The sequence below is a fragment of the Streptomyces sp. TOM-9 genome, from assembly GCF_056858595.1.
In genome coordinates, this window is sequence record NZ_JBXEQB010000001.1 from 9,403,351 (window position 1) to 9,419,202 (window position 15,852).

The following is a 15,852-nucleotide window of genomic DNA, read 5'->3' on the forward strand; positions in this document are numbered from 1 at the left end:
TCCGGGCGTAGTGGAGATTGCCGTCTTCACTCACCTCGGAGGTCCTGGTGGCCCACGCTAATGCCCGGCTGACCTTTCACGGCAGATGCCTGCTCGTGCGTCGTGTCGTCCTCGACGGGCGGCCGGTCGCGCACGTGGCGAAGGAGATGGGGGTCTCTCGGCAGTGTGCTCATCGCTGGGTCAACCGCTACCGGGCCGAGGGCTGGGCCGGACTCCACGACCGCAGCAGCCGCCCTCACCAGTGCCCGCGTCGCACACCCGCCGACGTGGAACAGCGGGTGCTCTCCGCCCGCCGCGAACTGCGATGCGGACCCTAGCGCCTGGCCGACTACACCGGGGTGCCGGCCCGCACCGTCAGCCGCATCCTGCACCGCCAACACGTGCCACCACTGTCGGCCTGCGACCCGCTGACCGGACAGGCCATCCGCGCCTCGCGCGCCAGCACCGAGCGCTACGAGCACGCCCGTCCCGGCGACATGATCCACCTCGACGTCAAGAAGCTCGGGAAGATCCCCGACGGCGGCGGACACCGCGCCCACGGCCGTGGCACCAAGCCGCAGTGCGCGGTCTGGGCTACGACTATGTCCACGCCGCCATCGACGACCACTCACGGCTGGCCTATGCCGAGATCCTGCCCGACGAGAAGGGCACGACCTGCGCAGGCTTCCTGACCCGCGCCGCCGCGTTCTTCCGCACCCACGGCATCACGCACATCACGCGGATCATGACCGACAACGCCAAGAACTACCGGCTCTCGCACGACTTCCAGGCTGCCTGCCACACCATCGGAGCCCGCCAGAAGTTCACGTGCGCCGTCCTCGTTGCCCGTCACCGCCACACCGGCCACCCGGTTGTAGGCGGCCGGTCGGCCACGGTCGTCCGTCTCGGACATGATGGCGTTCATGCGCTCCAGCACGCGCTGGGCGATCGACGAGGTCCTACCCACCATGGGGGAGGCGACGATGAGGATCTCCGAGGACAACAGCTTGCCGTGGACCTCGGGCCACGCGTCTCCGTTGCCTTCGTCGCTGGTCACTACCGGCTTGATGTCGAGGTCCACGGCGCGGACGCAGTCGATGTCCACGGCGCAGGCGGCGAGCTGGTCCGCCGCCACCCTTGCAATGGCGTAGATGTTGGACGGCTGCGGCGACCGTTGAGGGTGCAGTTGACGACGAGAGCTTTCATGCGGCTCTACCTACCTCTGGTGCACGGGTACGTTCCGGAAAAGTGCTGGTGTCACCCGCCCGGTCAGAGCCGCGCGTGAGCCGAATCGGGCGCCTCCGCCGGAAGCAGGCATGTCACCACGCGACGGCGTCCGGTACCGCTGCGGCGATGGGCTGGTGAGGTACCTGCTGTGTTGGATCACGCTGAGTCTCAAGCCGATTCACCCAGACGTGATCGGCTCCAAGCGGCATCACCCGGTTGCCCTATCAAGACGAAGTCTTCGGCGCCGATATCGCGGTAGTGCGCTGAGGAACCCGCTCGACAGACTCCACGCGTCCCGCGACCACGGGATGCGTCGCCCGTAGAAGCCGCGCCGGCCCCAGACGCGGCGTGGGTGCGTGGGCTGGACCAGAGCAATGTGCTGCTCCTCGTCGTACAGGAACTGTGCGCCCGCAGGCTGCTCACGTTGCCGCCACTGCGCGTGGGCCGACCATCGGAACCATCCGCCGAGCAATTGGCCCCCGAAACGCGGTTCTCGGCCGACCATCCCCGCTGAGGCCGGATTGACCGGACGTCCCCGGTCAAGGGCAGGGCAACCGCCGTTCCGGGGACCTAATCCGCGGGAGCCGGGGCAGGCCGGGCGCGCCGGCGATGGCTGGTGTCGCACCACGGGTACGTGCGGATGCGGCTGCAGGCGCAGACAGCCACGACGAAGCGGTCGGAACGCACGACACGGCAGTCGTCCAGGCGACGGGGCCTTCGATCAGGATCGGTCCGTCCCGGGTGATCGTCACGCGCGTCGGCGCTGGTTCACCGTTCGCGTTCGGCACGGATCACCATCAGCTCTTCCTTAGGTCCTGGCGCGGGTACCCTCACGTGCGGCGTAAGGGCTGATGCCGAGGTTGGGGGTCTGGCAGCCAGCCGCCGCCATTGGATCCGTCCGCTCACTTGTGCCGGTGACCTGCGAAGCGAACCCGTGCCCAGCAGGGCAGGACAAACCAGCACATGAGGTACCAGGCCAGGACCGCGCCGACCAGGTATGGGACGAAGGGGTCCTGCGTGGCTACGCGCAGCACCAGCAAGAGTGCCGCTGTCATCGTGGCGAGGAGCAGGATCAGACCCACGAAGGTCACGCGGGAGGCCCATTGCACTGTCTGCGGCTTGATGTGCAGCCCCGACACCAGGCGGTGGAAGGCCACCGGCCCGACCAGGGCGCCGGTGGCCGAGGCCCCCAGGGCGACGGTGACGAGGTAAATGACCTGGTCCGCGTGCTGCAGCTGCGCGTAGCGGGGAGTGAACACCACCGTCAGCAGGAAACCGAAGAGGATCTGCACGCCGGTCTGGGCGACGCGCACCTCCTGGATCAGTTCGCCCCATTTGCGGTCCGCGCGCTCTTCCTCGGTCTCATGGCGTCCGGAGGCATGGGCGTCAGCGGCCATGGCGTCTCTCTCACAGGCGGCTCGGCGGCATTGTCACCTTGCTGTCTACCGCCCTCCCAACTGGTGGCAGCGTGGGCGCGACACAAGCCCGTCCGATCGGGCGAGCCGGGTGCCCTGAACGGACGGATCGCCGCACCAGCCTGCCAGCACTGCAGAGGTCGCGCTGCTCCTGGTGTGGCAGGGGCAGGTTGGTTTCGATATGAAACAAAACGATATTGGGGCTCCATCATCTGCCCCCATCGAGGGCAGCGGGCGGGGCCGCTTCGCCCAGCCGTCGTGTTTGCTTTGGCGAAGCGGCCGCCGCGGGCCCTTCACACGGCCAGCCGGGTGGACCGTTTGCAGGGTACGCCGGCTCTCAGGGACCCTCCTCACCACCGGCGACGCGGCGAGCCAGGCGGATGGCAATGCGTCTGCTCTTCGGTCCTGAGGCGCACGATGGGTGGGGGACGGATCGGTGAGTAAGGGTGGCGACTGGATGGCGCGGTCCGATGACGTGCTTCGGATGTTGGGTGGCCTGTTGCAGGCCGGTCACCTGGCGAGCATCGAGCAACTTCCCGGGCTGGTGGCCGAGCACGCGGCGAAGGCGGAGCTGGAGGATGCCCGCGTTTATGTGTCGGACCTGCGACAGGAGGTGCTCCGAGAGCTGACGGGCGTCGGGCTCGATGCCGGCCGGGACGGTGAGGAGCTGTGCATCGAAACGACGCTGCCGGGGCGTGCCTTCCGCCACACCCGCATCATGACCGCTCCGGGTGCCGGACCGGGTCGGCAGCGCCACTGGGTGCCGATCCTTGACGGCACGCATCGTCTGGGCGTCCTGCGGGTCGACGTAGCCCTCGGCGTGGGCCTTGATGCGGCCGAGTATCTCGCTTCTCTGGTGGGACTGCAGCTCGTCAGTAAACGGCTTTCGAGCGACTCGCATGCGCGTCTGGTGCGCGTCGAGTCTATGAACATCGCCGCCGAGATGCAGTGGGCGCTCATGCCCCCGCGGGCGTTTGCCGACGGCCGGGTGGTGGTCTGCGCCGAGATGGAGCCGGCCTACCGGGTCGGCGGGGACGCATTCGACTACGCACTGGCGGGCGACGTACTCCATCTGGCGATCTTCGACGCCATGGGCCACGACAACGCCGCCGGGCTGACGTCACAACTCGCGATGGCCGCCTGCCGTAATCAGCGCCGTCACGGCGTCGGCCTTGCGGCGGCCAGTGCCGCTATCGAGGAGGTGCTCATCGAGCAGTTTGCGCACCAGCGGTACATCACGGGCGTGCTGGCCGACCTGGACCTTTCCACCGGCCGTTTCACGTGGGTCAACCGAGGTCACCCGCCGCCGGTGCTGATCCGTGGCGGGCGCTGGGTGCACGTCCTTGACTGCCCGCCCTCGCACCCAATGGGCAGCGACCTGGGCCTGCCCGTCCAGACGTGCCACGAACATCTCCAACGCGGCGACCGCGTCCTGCTCTACACCGACGGCGTCACAGAAGCCCGCGACGCGCAAGGCAACGAATTCGGCCGGGGCCGGTTCACCGACTTCATCATCCGCCAGCAGGCCGATGGCATGCCGGCCCCGGAAACTTTGCGCCGACTCATGCACGCAGTCGTCGAGCACCATCGTGGAAGGCTCAAAGACGACGCCACCGTCCTCATCTGCGAATGGATCGGAGCTGCCCCGTAGCGGCGCACGCTGGTTCAGCATGCCGAACTTTCACCCCCTGCACACATGGCCAGCGCCTGAAGAGCGCGAGCAACCCCGGCCGCTTTCAAAGGGTGCCATGAGGGGCTCGGCATCCAAGCGAAAGTCAGGTGGCGGCCTGGAACTGAGGTGACGTGCCAGCCAACCCTTGCTCGGCGAGGCAAGGCGGCTTGCTGGTCCGCGAGGCGCTGACGGGTGTCCAGCAGACCGCGGTAATACGGCGGGCAACCAACTCGGCGTCGCCGGGGACCAGCGGGGGACTCGCGTAGCGCACGCACCCTGCCCCGGGTAGACGCCACCATGGGTGGCCCGTCGGCAACGCGTTCGGATTATCACGGACCTTCCCGGCGATCCGTCGTGCGGCCCCAGGTACCTCACAGCCAGCGGACGGCTCAATCGCCCAGACCAAACCTTACCCGAGGGGAGAACGGACCGTTGAGTACCGCCCTGTACAGCTACGCCGTCCTGTTGCCCTTCACCGGACAGGACAAGGCCCTGCGGCACCTACGTGGGATTGCTGGCCGCCGCGTTCGGATCATCTACACCGCGGACCTGGCCGTAGCCGTCAGCAAAGTGCCGCGCATCGAATACACCCGCAAGGCACTCAGACGGCATCTGGAAGACTTTTCCTGGCTGGAGGCGACTGCTCGCATACATCGCAGCACCGTAGACGCCCTGGCTCAGCACACCAGCGTGCTGACGCTGAAGTTGGCCACCGTACACCGGGACCAGGAACAATTGGCGGCGATGGTGGCAGCGCACCATCAGCACTTCACCGACGTGCTGACCTCGCTGGCTGGCCAGCAGGAGTGGGAGGTGACCGAATCACCGGACCCGGCGCCCCCTACATTTTCACCCCGCCCGCGGAACCAGCCTGATCCACTCTCCCCAGCCGCTTTGCCCCGGCCCGAGCCCAGAGGCTATGCGCAGGAACCTTTCGGCCGGTCGTAGCAGCCCACGCGGCCGGGAATGACCGCCGCGATTTGGTGCGCGCTGCCGGACGACCGGAGACCTCAGGCCACCATCTGGCCGCGCAGCGGGGTCGGGATGCGCGAGAGGAGGCGGGAGACATGCATCTGCGACACCCCCAGTTCCCGGCCGATCTGAGCCTGGGTCATGTCCTGCCCGAACCGCATCGAAATGATTAGCCGGTCGCGCTCAGGCAGCTCGTCCAGCAGCGGCTTCAGGGCGTGCAAATCGGCGACCCTGTCCAGCCGGGCGTCCTCGTAGCCGAAGCGGTCGGTCCAGGCAGTACCGGAACCGGCGCTTTCCTGAGGCGGCGGGGCATCCAGTGAGGCGGCGGATTAGGCGTTGGCCTTCGGCGGCGTGGCAGGGCAGCAGGTCGGGGCTCCCTCTCCCCTGCGTCGCGACAACCTGGCATCGAAATAGATCATGCCTTCGTCCGCAGTGCCCCAGTGGCCACCATGGTGCGCACCAGGTCGTGGTAGCGATCGGCGGACCCGAGGGGCTCCACGGGGCCAGCCGAGGCGATCTGCCCCATACACGGCTTCGGTAACTGGCGTAGCCACTGTCCTGCCCCTGCCAAAAGGGCGAATTGGCGCTCAGCGCCAGCAGGGCGGATCTTCGCGTCGACCGCGTCGATCTGCAGCTGAAGGTACAACCGGATTACCCGCAGCCGCTCAGCATCAGACGGCAAGTCGCTCATATGTTCGACTGTACGGTTGGCCAACGTGTCGAGTCAGCGGGGTCAGCTCTCGGTGGCCGTCTCGTCAAGGAACTCGCGACGGAGCGGCCCCGCCGAAGGCCCCGGAGGAAGCGACGGGACCGCGCCTTCGTGCCCACCTGGCCAGCCGCGTGGACAACTCGCATGGCCAGGCAGACGTTTGGGCGACCCCGCCACGAGGGCTGCGTCCCCTCCGCACGGGCAGGGCCACACTTCCAGGATGCACCCGCGTTCCGCGTGAGACACGCTGGATATATGCCCGTCAAGGAGCCGTCCGTCATCGTCCTTCCGCCCGTGGACGGCCGCGGGGTCACGATCAACGGGGTGTACTTCGGGACTGCCCGTAACATGACAGAACTGGAGCAGTTTCTTTGGCTCGCTGGCTTTGATCCCGCCTGGTTCGACATCGCCGACCCGGACGTGATCGAGTGGCGCGGCGGCGGCCCCGACGTGTGGTGCCGGGCCCGCCCGGCCTTAATCGGCCCCCGTAGGGCCTGATCCGGCCGGACGGACAAGTTCAGACTACGACGGCAGCCGGCGCCTGCCACAAGCGCCAGCCCCCTGCTCTCTGCACCGTTCGCGCACAACAGCAGGCATCATGTGGCGTCGCGGGCACAGGGTCCGTGCCCTGTGCCCGCGGTGACGGGGCTTGAGGAACATCGGAACGAAAACCGGCGCTAAGCCTTGCCCGGTGCTGAGAGGGCTTTGACCTGGGCTTCTGTGAGGGCCGAACCTTCGGCAGTCGTATTGATCGATTGTCTGGAGGTCCGGGGTGCCGGTCGAGTTTTTGACGGATGAGCAGGCTGCCGCTTACGCGGCGTTCCGTGGGGCGCCGTCGCGTACGGAGCTGGAGCGGTTCTTCTTCCTGGACGACGCGGATCGGGAGCTGATCGAGGGCAAGCGGCGGGCGCACAACCGTCTGGGCTTCGCGGTGCAGCTGACGGCGGCGCGGTATCTCGGGGTGTTCCTGGACGATCCGACGGATGTGCCGGTGGAGGTGGTGGACTACCTCGCCGAGCAGCTCGACATCGGAGATGCGTCGGTGCTGAAGGCGTACGGCGAGCGGGAGAACACCCGGCTTGAGCACGTGCGGGAGCTGCGGCGGGTCCTGGAGTACCGGGAGTTCGCCGAGGCGGAGCCGGAGTTGCGGGTGTGGGTGGACGCGCGGGCCTGGACGACGGGCGAGGGCCCGAAGGCGTTGTTCGACGCGGCGGCCGGCTGGCTGCGCGAGCGCCGGGTGCTGCTGCCCGGCGTGACGACGCTGGCCCGGTTGGTCGCCTCCGTGCGGGAGGCGGCGAACCAGCGGCTGTGGGAGACCTTGTACGGGCTGCTGAACACCGGGCAGCGGGCGGTGCTGGACTCGCTGCTGACCGTGCCGCCCGGCGCACGGGTCTCGGAGCTGGACCGGCTGCGCCGGGGTCCGGTGCGGGTGTCCGGGCCGCAGATGAAGTGGTCGCTTCAGCGGGCGGAGGAGATCGCCGACCTCGGGATGGGCGTGCTGGACGTCTCGGCGATTCCGCCGCGGCGGCTGGCGGAGCTGTCGCGGTACGGGGTGGACGGCAAGGCGTCGCTGCTGCGGCGGCACGGCGATTCGCGGCGGCTGGCGACGCTGCTGGCCACCGCGGTCTACCTGACGACCCGGGCTGTGGACGACGCGCTGGACCTGTTGGAGGTGCTGATCGCGACGAAGCTGCTGGCCAAGGCGGAGCGGGAGACGGTCAAGGAGAAGATCAAGACCCTGCCGAGGGTGGAGCGCGCGTCGGCGAAGCTGGCGACCGCGTTCCAGGTCGTGTTCGACACCACCGCCGAGCAGGTCGACACCGACACCGGCGAGGTCAGCGGGCCGAAGGTGGAGTCGTTCGAGGCGATGTGGGAGCAGATCGAGGCGGTGGTGCCCCGCCACGAGTTGGCCGCCGCGATTGCCGCGCTGTTCGAGCTGACGCCGCCGCTGGACTCGGATGCGGACGAGGCATGGCGGTCGATGCTGGTCACCCGGTTCGGCACGGTCCGGCCGTTCTTGAAGCTGCTGGTCAAGGTGGTCGACTTCGGCGCCACCCCGGAGGGGCTGCCGGTCCTGACCGCGTTGAAGTCGTTGCCGGATCTGATGGGCCGCAAGAAGGTGGGCCCGGCCGAGATCGACACCGGTCTGCTGGTGGGGTCGTGGCGGCGCCTGGTGCTGGCGGCCCCGCACCTGGAGCCGGGCACGGTGGACTGGAAGGCGTACGTGTTCTGCGTGCTGGAGCAGTTCCACCGGATGTTGCGCCGGAAGGAGGTGTTCGCGAAGAACTCCTCCAAGTGGGGTGACCCGCGGGCGAAGCTGCTGGCCGGTGAGGCGTGGGAGCAGGCCAAGCCCACCGTGCTGGCCTCCCTCGGGCTGCCGGCCGCGGCGGACGAGCACCTGGCGGCGCGGGCCGCGCTGCTGGACGGCACCTACCGGGAGGTCTCGGGGCGGCTGCCGGACAACGCGCAGATCGTCTTCGACGACGGCCGGCTGCACTTCGCCGCCCTGGAGCCGGAGCCCGAACCGGCCTCCCTGCTCGATCTGCGGGCCGCGGTGAACGCGATGCTGCCCCGCGTCGACCTGCCCGAGGTACTGCTGGAAGTGTTCTCCTGGACCGGCGCCGACCAGGCGTTCACCTCGGTCACCGGCGGCGAGGCCCGGCTGAAGGACCTGTACGTCACGATCGCCGCGCTGCTGGTCGCGCACGGCTGCAACGTCGGCTACACGCCGGTCATCAGCGGCATCGACGCGCTGAAGTACGGGCGGCTGTCCCACGTCGACCAGACGTATCTGCGCCTGGCGACCTACCGGGCCGCCAACGCCACCCTGATCGAGCACCAGGCATCCATCCCTCTCGCCCGCGCGTGGGGTGGTGGACTGGTGGCGTCGGTGGACGGGATGCGGTTCGTAGTGCCGGTGCCCTCGGTGTACGCCCGGCCGAACCCGAAGTACTTCGGGCGCCGGGGCGGTGCGACCTGGCTCAACATGATCAACGACCAGGCGGCGGGGCTCGGCGGGAAGGTGGTGGCCGGCACCCCGCGCGATTCGCTGTACGTGCTGGATGTCCTCTACGACCGCGACGGCGGCAAGCGCCCGGAGATGATCGTCACCGACACCGCGAGCTACAGCGACATCGTCTTCGGGCTGCTCACGCTCGCAGGGTTCGCGTACGCGCCGCAGCTGGCGGACTTGCCGGACCAGAAGATGTGGCGCATCGACCGCGCGGCCGACTACGGGGCCTTCCAGGACGCGGCCCGCGGCCGGGTCGACCTCGCGCGGATCGAGCGGCACTGGGAGGACATCCTGCGGATCATCGGCTCCATCCACACCGGAGCCGTCCGCGCTTACGACGTGATCCGGATGCTGTCGCGCGACGGGCGGCCGACACCGCTGGGGGACGCGATCGCGCACTACGGGCGGATCGCCAAGACCCTGCACATCCTGCGCCTGGCCGACGAGCCCGGCTACCGCCGCCAGATCAAGGTGCAGGCCAACCTCCAGGAAGGCCGCCACGCGCTCGCCCGGAAGATCTTCCACGGACGGGCCGGGCAGCTCTACCAGCGCTACCAGGACGGCATGGAGGATCAGATCGGCACCCTGGGACTCGTCCTCAACGCCCTGGTGCTGTTCAACACCCGCTACATGGACGCCGCCGTCACGCGGCTGCGCGCCGACGGCTTCGAGGTACGGGATGCGGACGTAGCCCGGTTGTCGCCGTTCGTGCGGCACCACATCAACATGCTGGGCCGCTACTCCTTCTCGCTGCCGGACCTGCCCGGCGGCCTGCGGCCCCTGCGCGATGCGGACGCGGTGGACGAGGAGTAGGTCAGTGGCTGCGGGGCGCGTACATGATCACGGCCATCCCTGCGAGGCACACCAGGGCGCCGATGACGTCGTAGCGGTCGGGGCGGTAGCCGTCGGCGACCATGCCCCAGGCGATCGACCCGGCCACGAAGATCCCGCCGTACGCGGCGAGGATCCGGCCGAAGTTGTCGTCGGACTGGAAGGTGGCCACCACTCCGTAGAGGCCGAGGGCGATGACGCCGGCGCCGATCCACACCCAGCCCTTGTGCTCGCGGATGCCCTGCCACAGCAGCCAGGCGCCGCCGATCTCGAAGAGGGCGGCGACGACGAACAGGGCAACGGAACGAGCGACGGTCATACCGGCCGACCCTACCGGCGGCCGGTGCTCGTGATCTTCAGCGGGTCGGCGGACGTCTTGCAGCCGCACCCGCCCTCACCTGCGGTCTTCGATGCGCAGGAGCAGGGGCGGCGGCGCTGGCCGTACCACCAGGTGCCGGCGGCGAGCACGGCCAGGACGGCGGCGAGGGCGGGCAGCCAGCCCACCACCACCCCCGCACCGGCGCCGACGACTCCGGCCGTGATCAGGACGGGCAGCGCGCAGCACGCCACGCAGGCCAGGGCGGCTAGGCCCCCGAGTGCCTTCGGGGCGCGCTGGGGGCGGGGGTCAGCAGCAGGGTCCGGCATGGCGGTTCTCCTCGGCGAGGTCGGTGAAGGGGATGGGGCAGCAGGCGCTGGAGGCGCAGATGGTCAGGTCGTCGCAGCCGGCCTCGACGGCGGTGGCCAGGGCGGTGCGGATGGTGGTGAGGTCGGCGATCTTCGCGTCGACCTCGGCGAGCTTGGCCGCGGCCCGCTCCTGGAGGCCCGCGACGGGGCGGCCGTGGCGGTGGCGGCCGGCCTCCAGCAGCTCGGCGACCTCCTCCAGGGTGAACCCGAGGCGCTGGGCGGCCTTGATCACCCGCAGCGCGGTCACCGCGTCCTCGCCGTACAGACGGTGGCCGCCGTTGCTGCGTTCCGGCTCGGCCAGCAGGCCGCGCCGCTCGTAGTAGCGCAGCGTCTGAATGTTCACCCCGGCCGCCTCGGCGACCTGCCCGCTGCGCAGGCCCGTACTCACCGCTGCTCCCCGGCGGCAGCGGTCCGCGCCGCCAGGGCATCCAGGACGGCCTCGTGCGCCTGGTCCACCGAGATGTCCAGGCGGATCAGGTCCTGGCCGGGGGTGGTGGTAAAGGTGAAGAACGAGCAGCAGCCGCTCTCGCGTTCCACCAGGTCACGGACCCTGTCCTCCACGCCCTGGCCGCCGGCCAGGTCGAGACGCAGGTGGAGCGGCTGCGGCCGGGTCAGCGAGGTCAGCCGCTCGGAGAACAGCGCATCCCACTCGGCGACCCGCAGGGGCCGCTCCTCGGTGGGCAGGGTGCAGGACTGCGGCACCCACGCAAGATCACTCATCGCGCTCACTCCCGTCGTCACGTCCCCTGGGGTGGGGACACCTCCGACGGTAAACCTGTACCTGGGTACCGGATGCAAGCTGGTGAGCGCGCTTGTCCGCCCTCAGGTGTGGCGGGCGAGTTTGACCGCGGACACGAGCAGGATCACCGCCAGCACAGGGATGAGAACCAGGTCCGCGAACACGTCCAGGAGCAGGCCGCCCAGTACCGCGCCGGCGATCGAGCCTGCTGCCATGGTCAGGGTGAAGCGGAGGTTGGCGCCGAGCACGGCGAAGCTGCCGTCGCGGCTGTAACGGGCGAAGGCCACCAGCATGGTCGGCAGCGACACCAGCAGCGAGAGGCTTCCCGCGGTCTTGATGTCCACCGCGAACAGCAGCACGATCGTCGGGATCAGCAACTCGCCCCCAGCCACGCCCATGATCGCCGCGACCACCCCGATGCCGAACCCGGCCACGACACCGCAGGGCACCTGAGCCCACAGTGGCAGGGAGAGTGTCTCCAGGACGGTCGTGTGTGTGACCAGCAGGGCTGCGGCCATGAGGACCATCAGCGCAGCCAGCACCTTGTACAGGGTGGAGCTGCGCATGCGCACCGCCCAGGACGCTCCGGCCCACGCGCCCAGCAGGCTCCCGGCCAGCAGATTGACCGCGACAGGCCAGTGGGCGGCCACCTCCGAGGCCGGGACCGCTGCCAGACGGGCAGGCAGCGCGACCAGGACCACGACCAGACTCATCGCCTTGTTCAAGATGACCGCCGAGAGCGCGGCGAACCCGAACAGGCTGATCAGCAGCGGCAGGCGGAACTCCGCTCCTCCCAAGCCGATCATCCCGCCGAGAACGCCGATGGCTGCTCCCGCACCGAACACCAGAGGCGCCGGGTGCGTCGAACGTACGGGAGCGAGGTTCTTCTCTATGGCCACAGCGGGCATCCTCGCTGGTCGCGGCCTGCGCTCGCTACGGCACGACCCCACCTTCGGGGAAAGACACCGCAGGCCCCCTCACGTTTCAGCAGGTCTCACAGATCGCAGGCCTTCGATCCCGGCCTCGGGGAACATCGGTACAGCGGTTGGCGCTGAGAACGATCATGGTCCGATCGGTGCGAGGGTGCTGACGCGTTTCTCGTACTCGCGACGGGCCTTGCGCTGCGCCGGGACCGCAGGGATGCTCTGGTCGCTGTCGAGCGGCTGGCAGCGGGCCAGGAGCTGGCGGTGCACGGCGGGGATGGCGCTGACGCGCAGGGTGTAGCCCTAGCCGCGCCGTACGGTCACCCCCTGGTCGAGCGCGGCCCGCTCGGCGGGCTCCAGGTCGGCCGAGCGAAGGAAGTCGGCGACCTTGCCCGGCATGTCGAGGGTGATCGACAACTCCAGGGCAGAGACGTCCTCCTCGCCGGTCGGGTGCTCGGGAGGACCAGATCGGCGCCCTGGGCCTGGTCCTCAACGCCCTCGTGCTGTTCAACACCCGGTACATGGACGCCGCGGTGAACCAGCTCCGGGTGGACGGCTTCGAGGTCCGTGGCGAGGACATGGCCCGCCTCTCCCCGTTCGTCCGGCACCACATCAACATGCTGGGCCGGTATTCCTTCCAGCTCCCCGACCTGCTCGACGGGCTGCGGCCCCTGCGTGCCCGGGACGCGGCCGAGCAGGAGTGAGCGCGAGCCCGCGGCACGAAGGCGGGGCCGGCCGATACCGGCGGGCGCCGGGTGAGAAGACGATCACCTCTCGGGAAGGGACGCACCGTTCATGGTGCCGCACTGCCGAAAGCTGACTGACCGACCCCGCCCCTCCATGCTGATGCACCAGGCTTGTTGTTGCAACTAGATCGCAATAAGGGTCATGCTTGCTTCCGACGATCACCGCCTGAAAGGGGCTGAACCGCATGGGCGCCTACGCGCTTCCGGACCTGCCGTACGACTACTCCGCGCTCGCTCCGGCCATCACGCCGGAGATCCTGGAGCTGCACCACGCCAAGCACCACGCCGCCTACGTCAAGGGCGCCAACGACACCCTGGAGCAGATCGCCGAGGTCCGCGACAAGGACCAGATCACCCCGACCGGCCTGGTCGGACTGGAGAAGACGTTCGCCTTCAACCTCTCCGGCCACGTCCTGCACTCGATCTTCTGGCAGAACCTCTCCCCGGACGGCGGTGACCGCCCCGACGGCGCCCTGGCCACCGCCATCGACGAGCACCTCGGCGGCTTCGAGGCGTTCAAGAAGCAGCTCACCGTGGCCACCACCAGCGTCCAGGGCTCCGGCTGGGGCGTACTGGCCTGGGAGCCGCTCGGACGCCGCCTGATCGTGGAGCAGGTTTACGACCACCACGGCAACGTCGGCCAGGGCAGCGTCCCGCTCCTGGTCTTCGACGCCTGGGAACACGCCTACTACCTGCAGTACAAGAACGTCCGCCCCGACTACGTCACCAAGCTCTGGGATCTGGTCAACTGGGAGGACGTCGCCGCCCGCTACACCGCAGCCACCGGTGCCTGACACCCGGTGAGCGCACCCTCACCGGTGGGCCGGGAAGCTCAACTTCCCGGCCCACCCCGCTCCCCGCGCCTGCATCTGATACCGCCGGCCGCGGTCGGACCACATCTCGACGCACTCGCCCGGCTCGCCCATGCCGCCTTCGCCCCCCGCCCGTGGCGCGCGACACCGGCCGACATCACCCGCTCGCTCGACCGGCTCACCCACGACACCCAGCACCCGGGGTTCATCCTCGTCTTGGCCCACGACGGCGCAGGCCACCCGGCCGGATTCGCCTACGGACGCCCCGCCTGCCACCTCGCCGCCCTGGCCGGCCGGCCACCACCCCACGGTGTCGCACCGTTCGAGCTGCGCGAACTGGCGGTTGCCCCGCACGCCTGCGGACAAGGTCTGGGAGCCGCACTCCACGACACGCTCGCCGCCGCCACCCGGGCAGGCCCCCGCTGGCTCGTCACCCACCCCCACGCCGCACCGGCCCTGGCGCTCTACCGGGCCCGCGGCTGGCAGACAGCCAGATTGCTGTCCATCCCCAGCGGGCAGGCCCGCGTGCTGATGCACCGCTCCCGCTAGGCCACCGGCCACCGGCCAGGAACTCAGCGTCTGCTGTCCCCGGGGGCGAGCAGGCTGGTCAGCTCCGCGATCGCCTCGGGGGAGGGCTTGAAGTAGCGGCGGACGTTCTCCGGCTTCTTGTGCCGGGACTTCGCCATCAGCATCAGCAACGAGGCACCCTGCTCGCCGAGGTGGGTCAGGGCGGAGTGGCGGTACTCGTGCAGATCCCATCCCGTCCCGGGCCCGCGCACGGCGGTGTGCTCGTCCAGCAGCGCGCGGGCCTGCCCGTACGACAGCCGGGCCAATCCGGTGTCCGGGCACACGTCACGCGGGCTGACGACCTTGCCCGGCCCCGGGCGGCGGTGGGTGACGAACACCGGCCCGCGGGTGCGGCCCTTCAGCAGCCGGGGCAGCAGCCGGGCGGTGCCGGCGTCCCAGTACACCGTCTCCAGCACGAAGTCCTCGCGCGCCTGGCCCCGGCGACGGGCCTTGCTCCGCGCGCCCTTCGCCTTGACCGGGCAGCGGCGCCCGGCGAAGTCCAGATCCTCGATGTTCACGCCCAGGATCTCCTCCGAGCGCCCAGCGGTCTCGTAGAGCATCCGCCACAGCGTCTTCTCTCGCAGGTGCACCTCCCGGCGCGCGATCAGCCGGTCGACCGCCATCTTCGAGCGGGCCGGGGTCTCGGAGCCCGGCACCGCCAGCCGCTTCGTCCAGGCCGGGACCATCGGCCCCTCGTAGCCGCGCTCACGGCACCAGCTCAGCCAGGACAGCACCCCCGCGCGGCGGGAGTTCCACGTGTTCACCGCGGCGGTGCCCCACAGCAGTTCCAGAGCCTCACCGATCTCGTCGTCCGCCACCGACGCCAGCGGCCGGGCCTCGCCGAGCCGATCGGCGGTCTTGCCCACCCCGATCCCGTAGTTCCGGACCGTGTTCGGGTTGCCGAGCGAGTCCAGGAACACGTCCGCCGCCGCACGGACAATCAACGCTTTCCCGGCCGACAGCTGCACGACGGTGGGCACCGCTTCCCCCTTGCCACAGATAACGGGGCCGCTTCACGTACGGCCCGGAGAACGTCACCGCAGGTGACGGATCAAGCTACCGCAGATATTGGGGTGTTATCCGTGGGAAGACTTCAGACCGCGACCCGCGCCGAGTCGCCGTCAGCCGCCGACCAGGGCCGACGAGGGCTTAGCGCCGGTTTTCGTTCCGATGTTCCTCAAGCCCCGTGACGTGCCCGGCATGGCGCAGACAACGACTGTCGGCGCAGCGCGCGCCACACCGCGGTGATCAAGAAATGCGAATGCCTGCAGCGTGAGTTGGCCCACAGGTCTGCGAGTTACCGGTTGGGGGGCACCCGGCCTTCAGGCTAAGGATCTTTGCGGTCTCGGCAGCGAGGCGGTCCCAGTCGGTGAGGAAAGGCCCGGGCCGGTCGGTTGGAGGCCAGGACGTCGGTCCGCCGACCGAGGACCTATGCCGGCACTGCAGTGGTGCAGGCCTGCGCGGATTCGCCGCGGGCTGGTCGGAGCGCGGCGAGTGGCGGGGGAGCGGCACAGCCAAGCCGGCGCCACTCCTTCGAGTGGCCACCGCCCCGGGCCGCCGCAC

General features: G+C 69.6%; 15 protein-coding genes and 5 pseudogenes. 8 read left to right on the forward strand and 12 right to left on the reverse strand.

Annotation, left to right across the window (positions count from 1 at the left end):
- Nucleotides 1-47: 47 nt before the first annotated feature.
- A pseudogene (locus AC1VWI_RS42865) lies at nucleotides 48-805 on the forward strand (leucine zipper domain-containing protein); the annotation flags it as partial.
- Between the two features lie 57 nt (nucleotides 806-862).
- On the opposite strand, the pseudogene AC1VWI_RS42870 reads toward AC1VWI_RS42865, so the two are convergent.
- From AC1VWI_RS42870 to AC1VWI_RS42880, 3 genes and pseudogenes are all read right to left on the reverse strand, one after another.
- A pseudogene (locus AC1VWI_RS42870) lies at nucleotides 863-1,114 on the reverse strand (flavodoxin family protein); the annotation flags it as partial.
- A gap of 662 nt (nucleotides 1,115-1,776) precedes the next feature.
- A pseudogene (locus AC1VWI_RS42875) lies at nucleotides 1,777-1,994 on the reverse strand (CDGSH iron-sulfur domain-containing protein).
- Nucleotides 1,995-2,108: 114 nt separating this feature from the next.
- Entirely contained in the window at nucleotides 2,109-2,603 is a 495-nt protein-coding gene (locus AC1VWI_RS42880) for a DUF6328 family protein (protein ID WP_499516459.1), read from the reverse strand.
- Nucleotides 2,604-3,078: 475 nt separating this feature from the next.
- Between AC1VWI_RS42880 and AC1VWI_RS42885 the strand changes: the two genes are divergently transcribed.
- Nucleotides 3,079-4,272 (forward strand): PP2C family protein-serine/threonine phosphatase, encoded by a 1,194-nt coding sequence (locus AC1VWI_RS42885; RefSeq protein WP_499516460.1) that lies wholly within the window; start codon nucleotides 3,079-3,081, stop codon nucleotides 4,270-4,272.
- A 453-nt stretch (nucleotides 4,273-4,725) separates the two neighbouring features.
- Nucleotides 4,726-5,241, forward strand: coding sequence for a GvpL/GvpF family gas vesicle protein (locus AC1VWI_RS42890; protein ID WP_499516461.1), 516 nt, complete (start codon nucleotides 4,726-4,728; stop codon nucleotides 5,239-5,241).
- A 62-nt stretch (nucleotides 5,242-5,303) separates the two neighbouring features.
- Here the strand turns inward: AC1VWI_RS42890 and AC1VWI_RS42895 are convergent, their stop codons facing one another.
- Complete coding sequence (locus AC1VWI_RS42895; RefSeq protein WP_499517054.1) at nucleotides 5,304-5,582, reverse strand: sigma-70 family RNA polymerase sigma factor; 279 nt, start codon at nucleotides 5,580-5,582, stop codon at nucleotides 5,304-5,306.
- Between the two features lie 69 nt (nucleotides 5,583-5,651).
- Nucleotides 5,652-5,871, reverse strand: a pseudogene (locus AC1VWI_RS42900) (glutamate-cysteine ligase family protein); the annotation flags it as partial.
- Nucleotides 5,872-6,229: 358 nt separating this feature from the next.
- Between AC1VWI_RS42900 and AC1VWI_RS42905 the strand changes: the two are divergent.
- Both AC1VWI_RS42905 and AC1VWI_RS42910 read left to right on the forward strand, forming a co-directional pair.
- A complete protein-coding gene (locus AC1VWI_RS42905; protein WP_499516462.1) occupies nucleotides 6,230-6,472 on the forward strand; it encodes a hypothetical protein in 243 nt (80 codons plus the stop codon).
- 274 nt (nucleotides 6,473-6,746) lie between these two features.
- Nucleotides 6,747-9,800 (forward strand): Tn3 family transposase, encoded by a 3,054-nt coding sequence (locus AC1VWI_RS42910; RefSeq protein WP_499516463.1) that lies wholly within the window; start codon nucleotides 6,747-6,749, stop codon nucleotides 9,798-9,800.
- A 1-nt stretch (nucleotide 9,801) separates the two neighbouring features.
- Here the strand turns inward: AC1VWI_RS42910 and AC1VWI_RS42915 are convergent, their stop codons facing one another.
- The 6 genes from AC1VWI_RS42915 to AC1VWI_RS42940 form a co-directional block, all read right to left on the reverse strand.
- Nucleotides 9,802-10,137 carry a YnfA family protein gene (locus AC1VWI_RS42915; protein WP_499516464.1) on the reverse strand — a complete coding sequence of 112 codons (336 nt, stop codon included), beginning with the start codon at nucleotides 10,135-10,137 and terminating at the stop codon, nucleotides 9,802-9,804.
- A gap of 11 nt (nucleotides 10,138-10,148) precedes the next feature.
- Nucleotides 10,149-10,463 carry a mercuric ion transporter MerT gene (gene merT / locus AC1VWI_RS42920; RefSeq protein WP_499516465.1) on the reverse strand — a complete coding sequence of 105 codons (315 nt, stop codon included), beginning with the start codon at nucleotides 10,461-10,463 and terminating at the stop codon, nucleotides 10,149-10,151.
- Nucleotides 10,444-10,890, reverse strand: coding sequence for a MerR family transcriptional regulator (locus tag AC1VWI_RS42925; RefSeq protein WP_499516466.1), 447 nt, complete (start codon nucleotides 10,888-10,890; stop codon nucleotides 10,444-10,446). Before AC1VWI_RS42925 ends, merT begins: the two co-directional genes overlap by 20 nt.
- Nucleotides 10,887-11,222, reverse strand: a complete 336-nt coding sequence (locus AC1VWI_RS42930) for a hypothetical protein (RefSeq protein WP_499516467.1) — start codon at nucleotides 11,220-11,222, stop codon at nucleotides 10,887-10,889. The genes AC1VWI_RS42925 and AC1VWI_RS42930 overlap by 4 nt, the downstream gene beginning before the upstream one ends.
- A gap of 102 nt (nucleotides 11,223-11,324) precedes the next feature.
- The gene (locus AC1VWI_RS42935) at nucleotides 11,325-12,140 is read right to left on the reverse strand and encodes a sulfite exporter TauE/SafE family protein (RefSeq protein ID WP_499516468.1); all 816 of its coding nucleotides are present in this window, start codon (nucleotides 12,138-12,140) and stop codon (nucleotides 11,325-11,327) included.
- A gap of 162 nt (nucleotides 12,141-12,302) precedes the next feature.
- A complete protein-coding gene (locus AC1VWI_RS42940) occupies nucleotides 12,303-12,434 on the reverse strand; it encodes a hypothetical protein (RefSeq protein ID WP_499516469.1) in 132 nt (43 codons plus the stop codon).
- A 185-nt stretch (nucleotides 12,435-12,619) separates the two neighbouring features.
- Between AC1VWI_RS42940 and AC1VWI_RS42945 the strand changes: the two are divergent.
- The 3 genes and pseudogenes from AC1VWI_RS42945 to AC1VWI_RS42955 all read left to right on the forward strand — a co-directional run.
- A pseudogene (locus AC1VWI_RS42945) lies at nucleotides 12,620-12,868 on the forward strand (Tn3 family transposase); the annotation flags it as partial.
- 227 nt (nucleotides 12,869-13,095) lie between these two features.
- The gene (locus tag AC1VWI_RS42950; RefSeq protein ID WP_499516470.1) at nucleotides 13,096-13,704 is read left to right on the forward strand and encodes a superoxide dismutase; all 609 of its coding nucleotides are present in this window, start codon (nucleotides 13,096-13,098) and stop codon (nucleotides 13,702-13,704) included.
- A gap of 6 nt (nucleotides 13,705-13,710) precedes the next feature.
- Entirely contained in the window at nucleotides 13,711-14,271 is a 561-nt protein-coding gene (locus AC1VWI_RS42955) for a GNAT family N-acetyltransferase (RefSeq protein WP_499516471.1), read from the forward strand.
- Between the two features lie 23 nt (nucleotides 14,272-14,294).
- On the opposite strand, the gene AC1VWI_RS42960 is transcribed toward AC1VWI_RS42955, so the two are convergent.
- Nucleotides 14,295-15,269 carry a tyrosine-type recombinase/integrase gene (locus AC1VWI_RS42960; protein ID WP_499516472.1) on the reverse strand — a complete coding sequence of 325 codons (975 nt, stop codon included), beginning with the start codon at nucleotides 15,267-15,269 and terminating at the stop codon, nucleotides 14,295-14,297.
- Between the last annotated feature and the right edge of the window lie 583 nt (nucleotides 15,270-15,852).

Bases quoted from the DNA above. Each gene is read 5' to 3' on its own strand.
- AC1VWI_RS42915 (WP_499516464.1), bottom strand. From the start codon at position 10,137: ATGACCGTCGCTCGTTCCGTTGCCCTGTTCGTCGTCGCCGCCCTCTTC.
- AC1VWI_RS42885 (WP_499516460.1), top strand. From the start codon at position 3,079: ATGGCGCGGTCCGATGACGTGCTTCGGATGTTGGGTGGCCTGTTGCAG.
- AC1VWI_RS42905 (WP_499516462.1), top strand. From the start codon at position 6,230: ATGCCCGTCAAGGAGCCGTCCGTCATCGTCCTTCCGCCCGTGGACGGC.
- AC1VWI_RS42930 (WP_499516467.1), bottom strand. From the start codon at position 11,222: ATGAGTGATCTTGCGTGGGTGCCGCAGTCCTGCACCCTGCCCACCGAG.
- AC1VWI_RS42880 (WP_499516459.1), bottom strand. From the start codon at position 2,603: ATGGCCGCTGACGCCCATGCCTCCGGACGCCATGAGACCGAGGAAGAG.
- AC1VWI_RS42950 (WP_499516470.1), top strand. From the start codon at position 13,096: ATGGGCGCCTACGCGCTTCCGGACCTGCCGTACGACTACTCCGCGCTC.
- merT (WP_499516465.1), bottom strand. From the start codon at position 10,463: ATGCCGGACCCTGCTGCTGACCCCCGCCCCCAGCGCGCCCCGAAGGCA.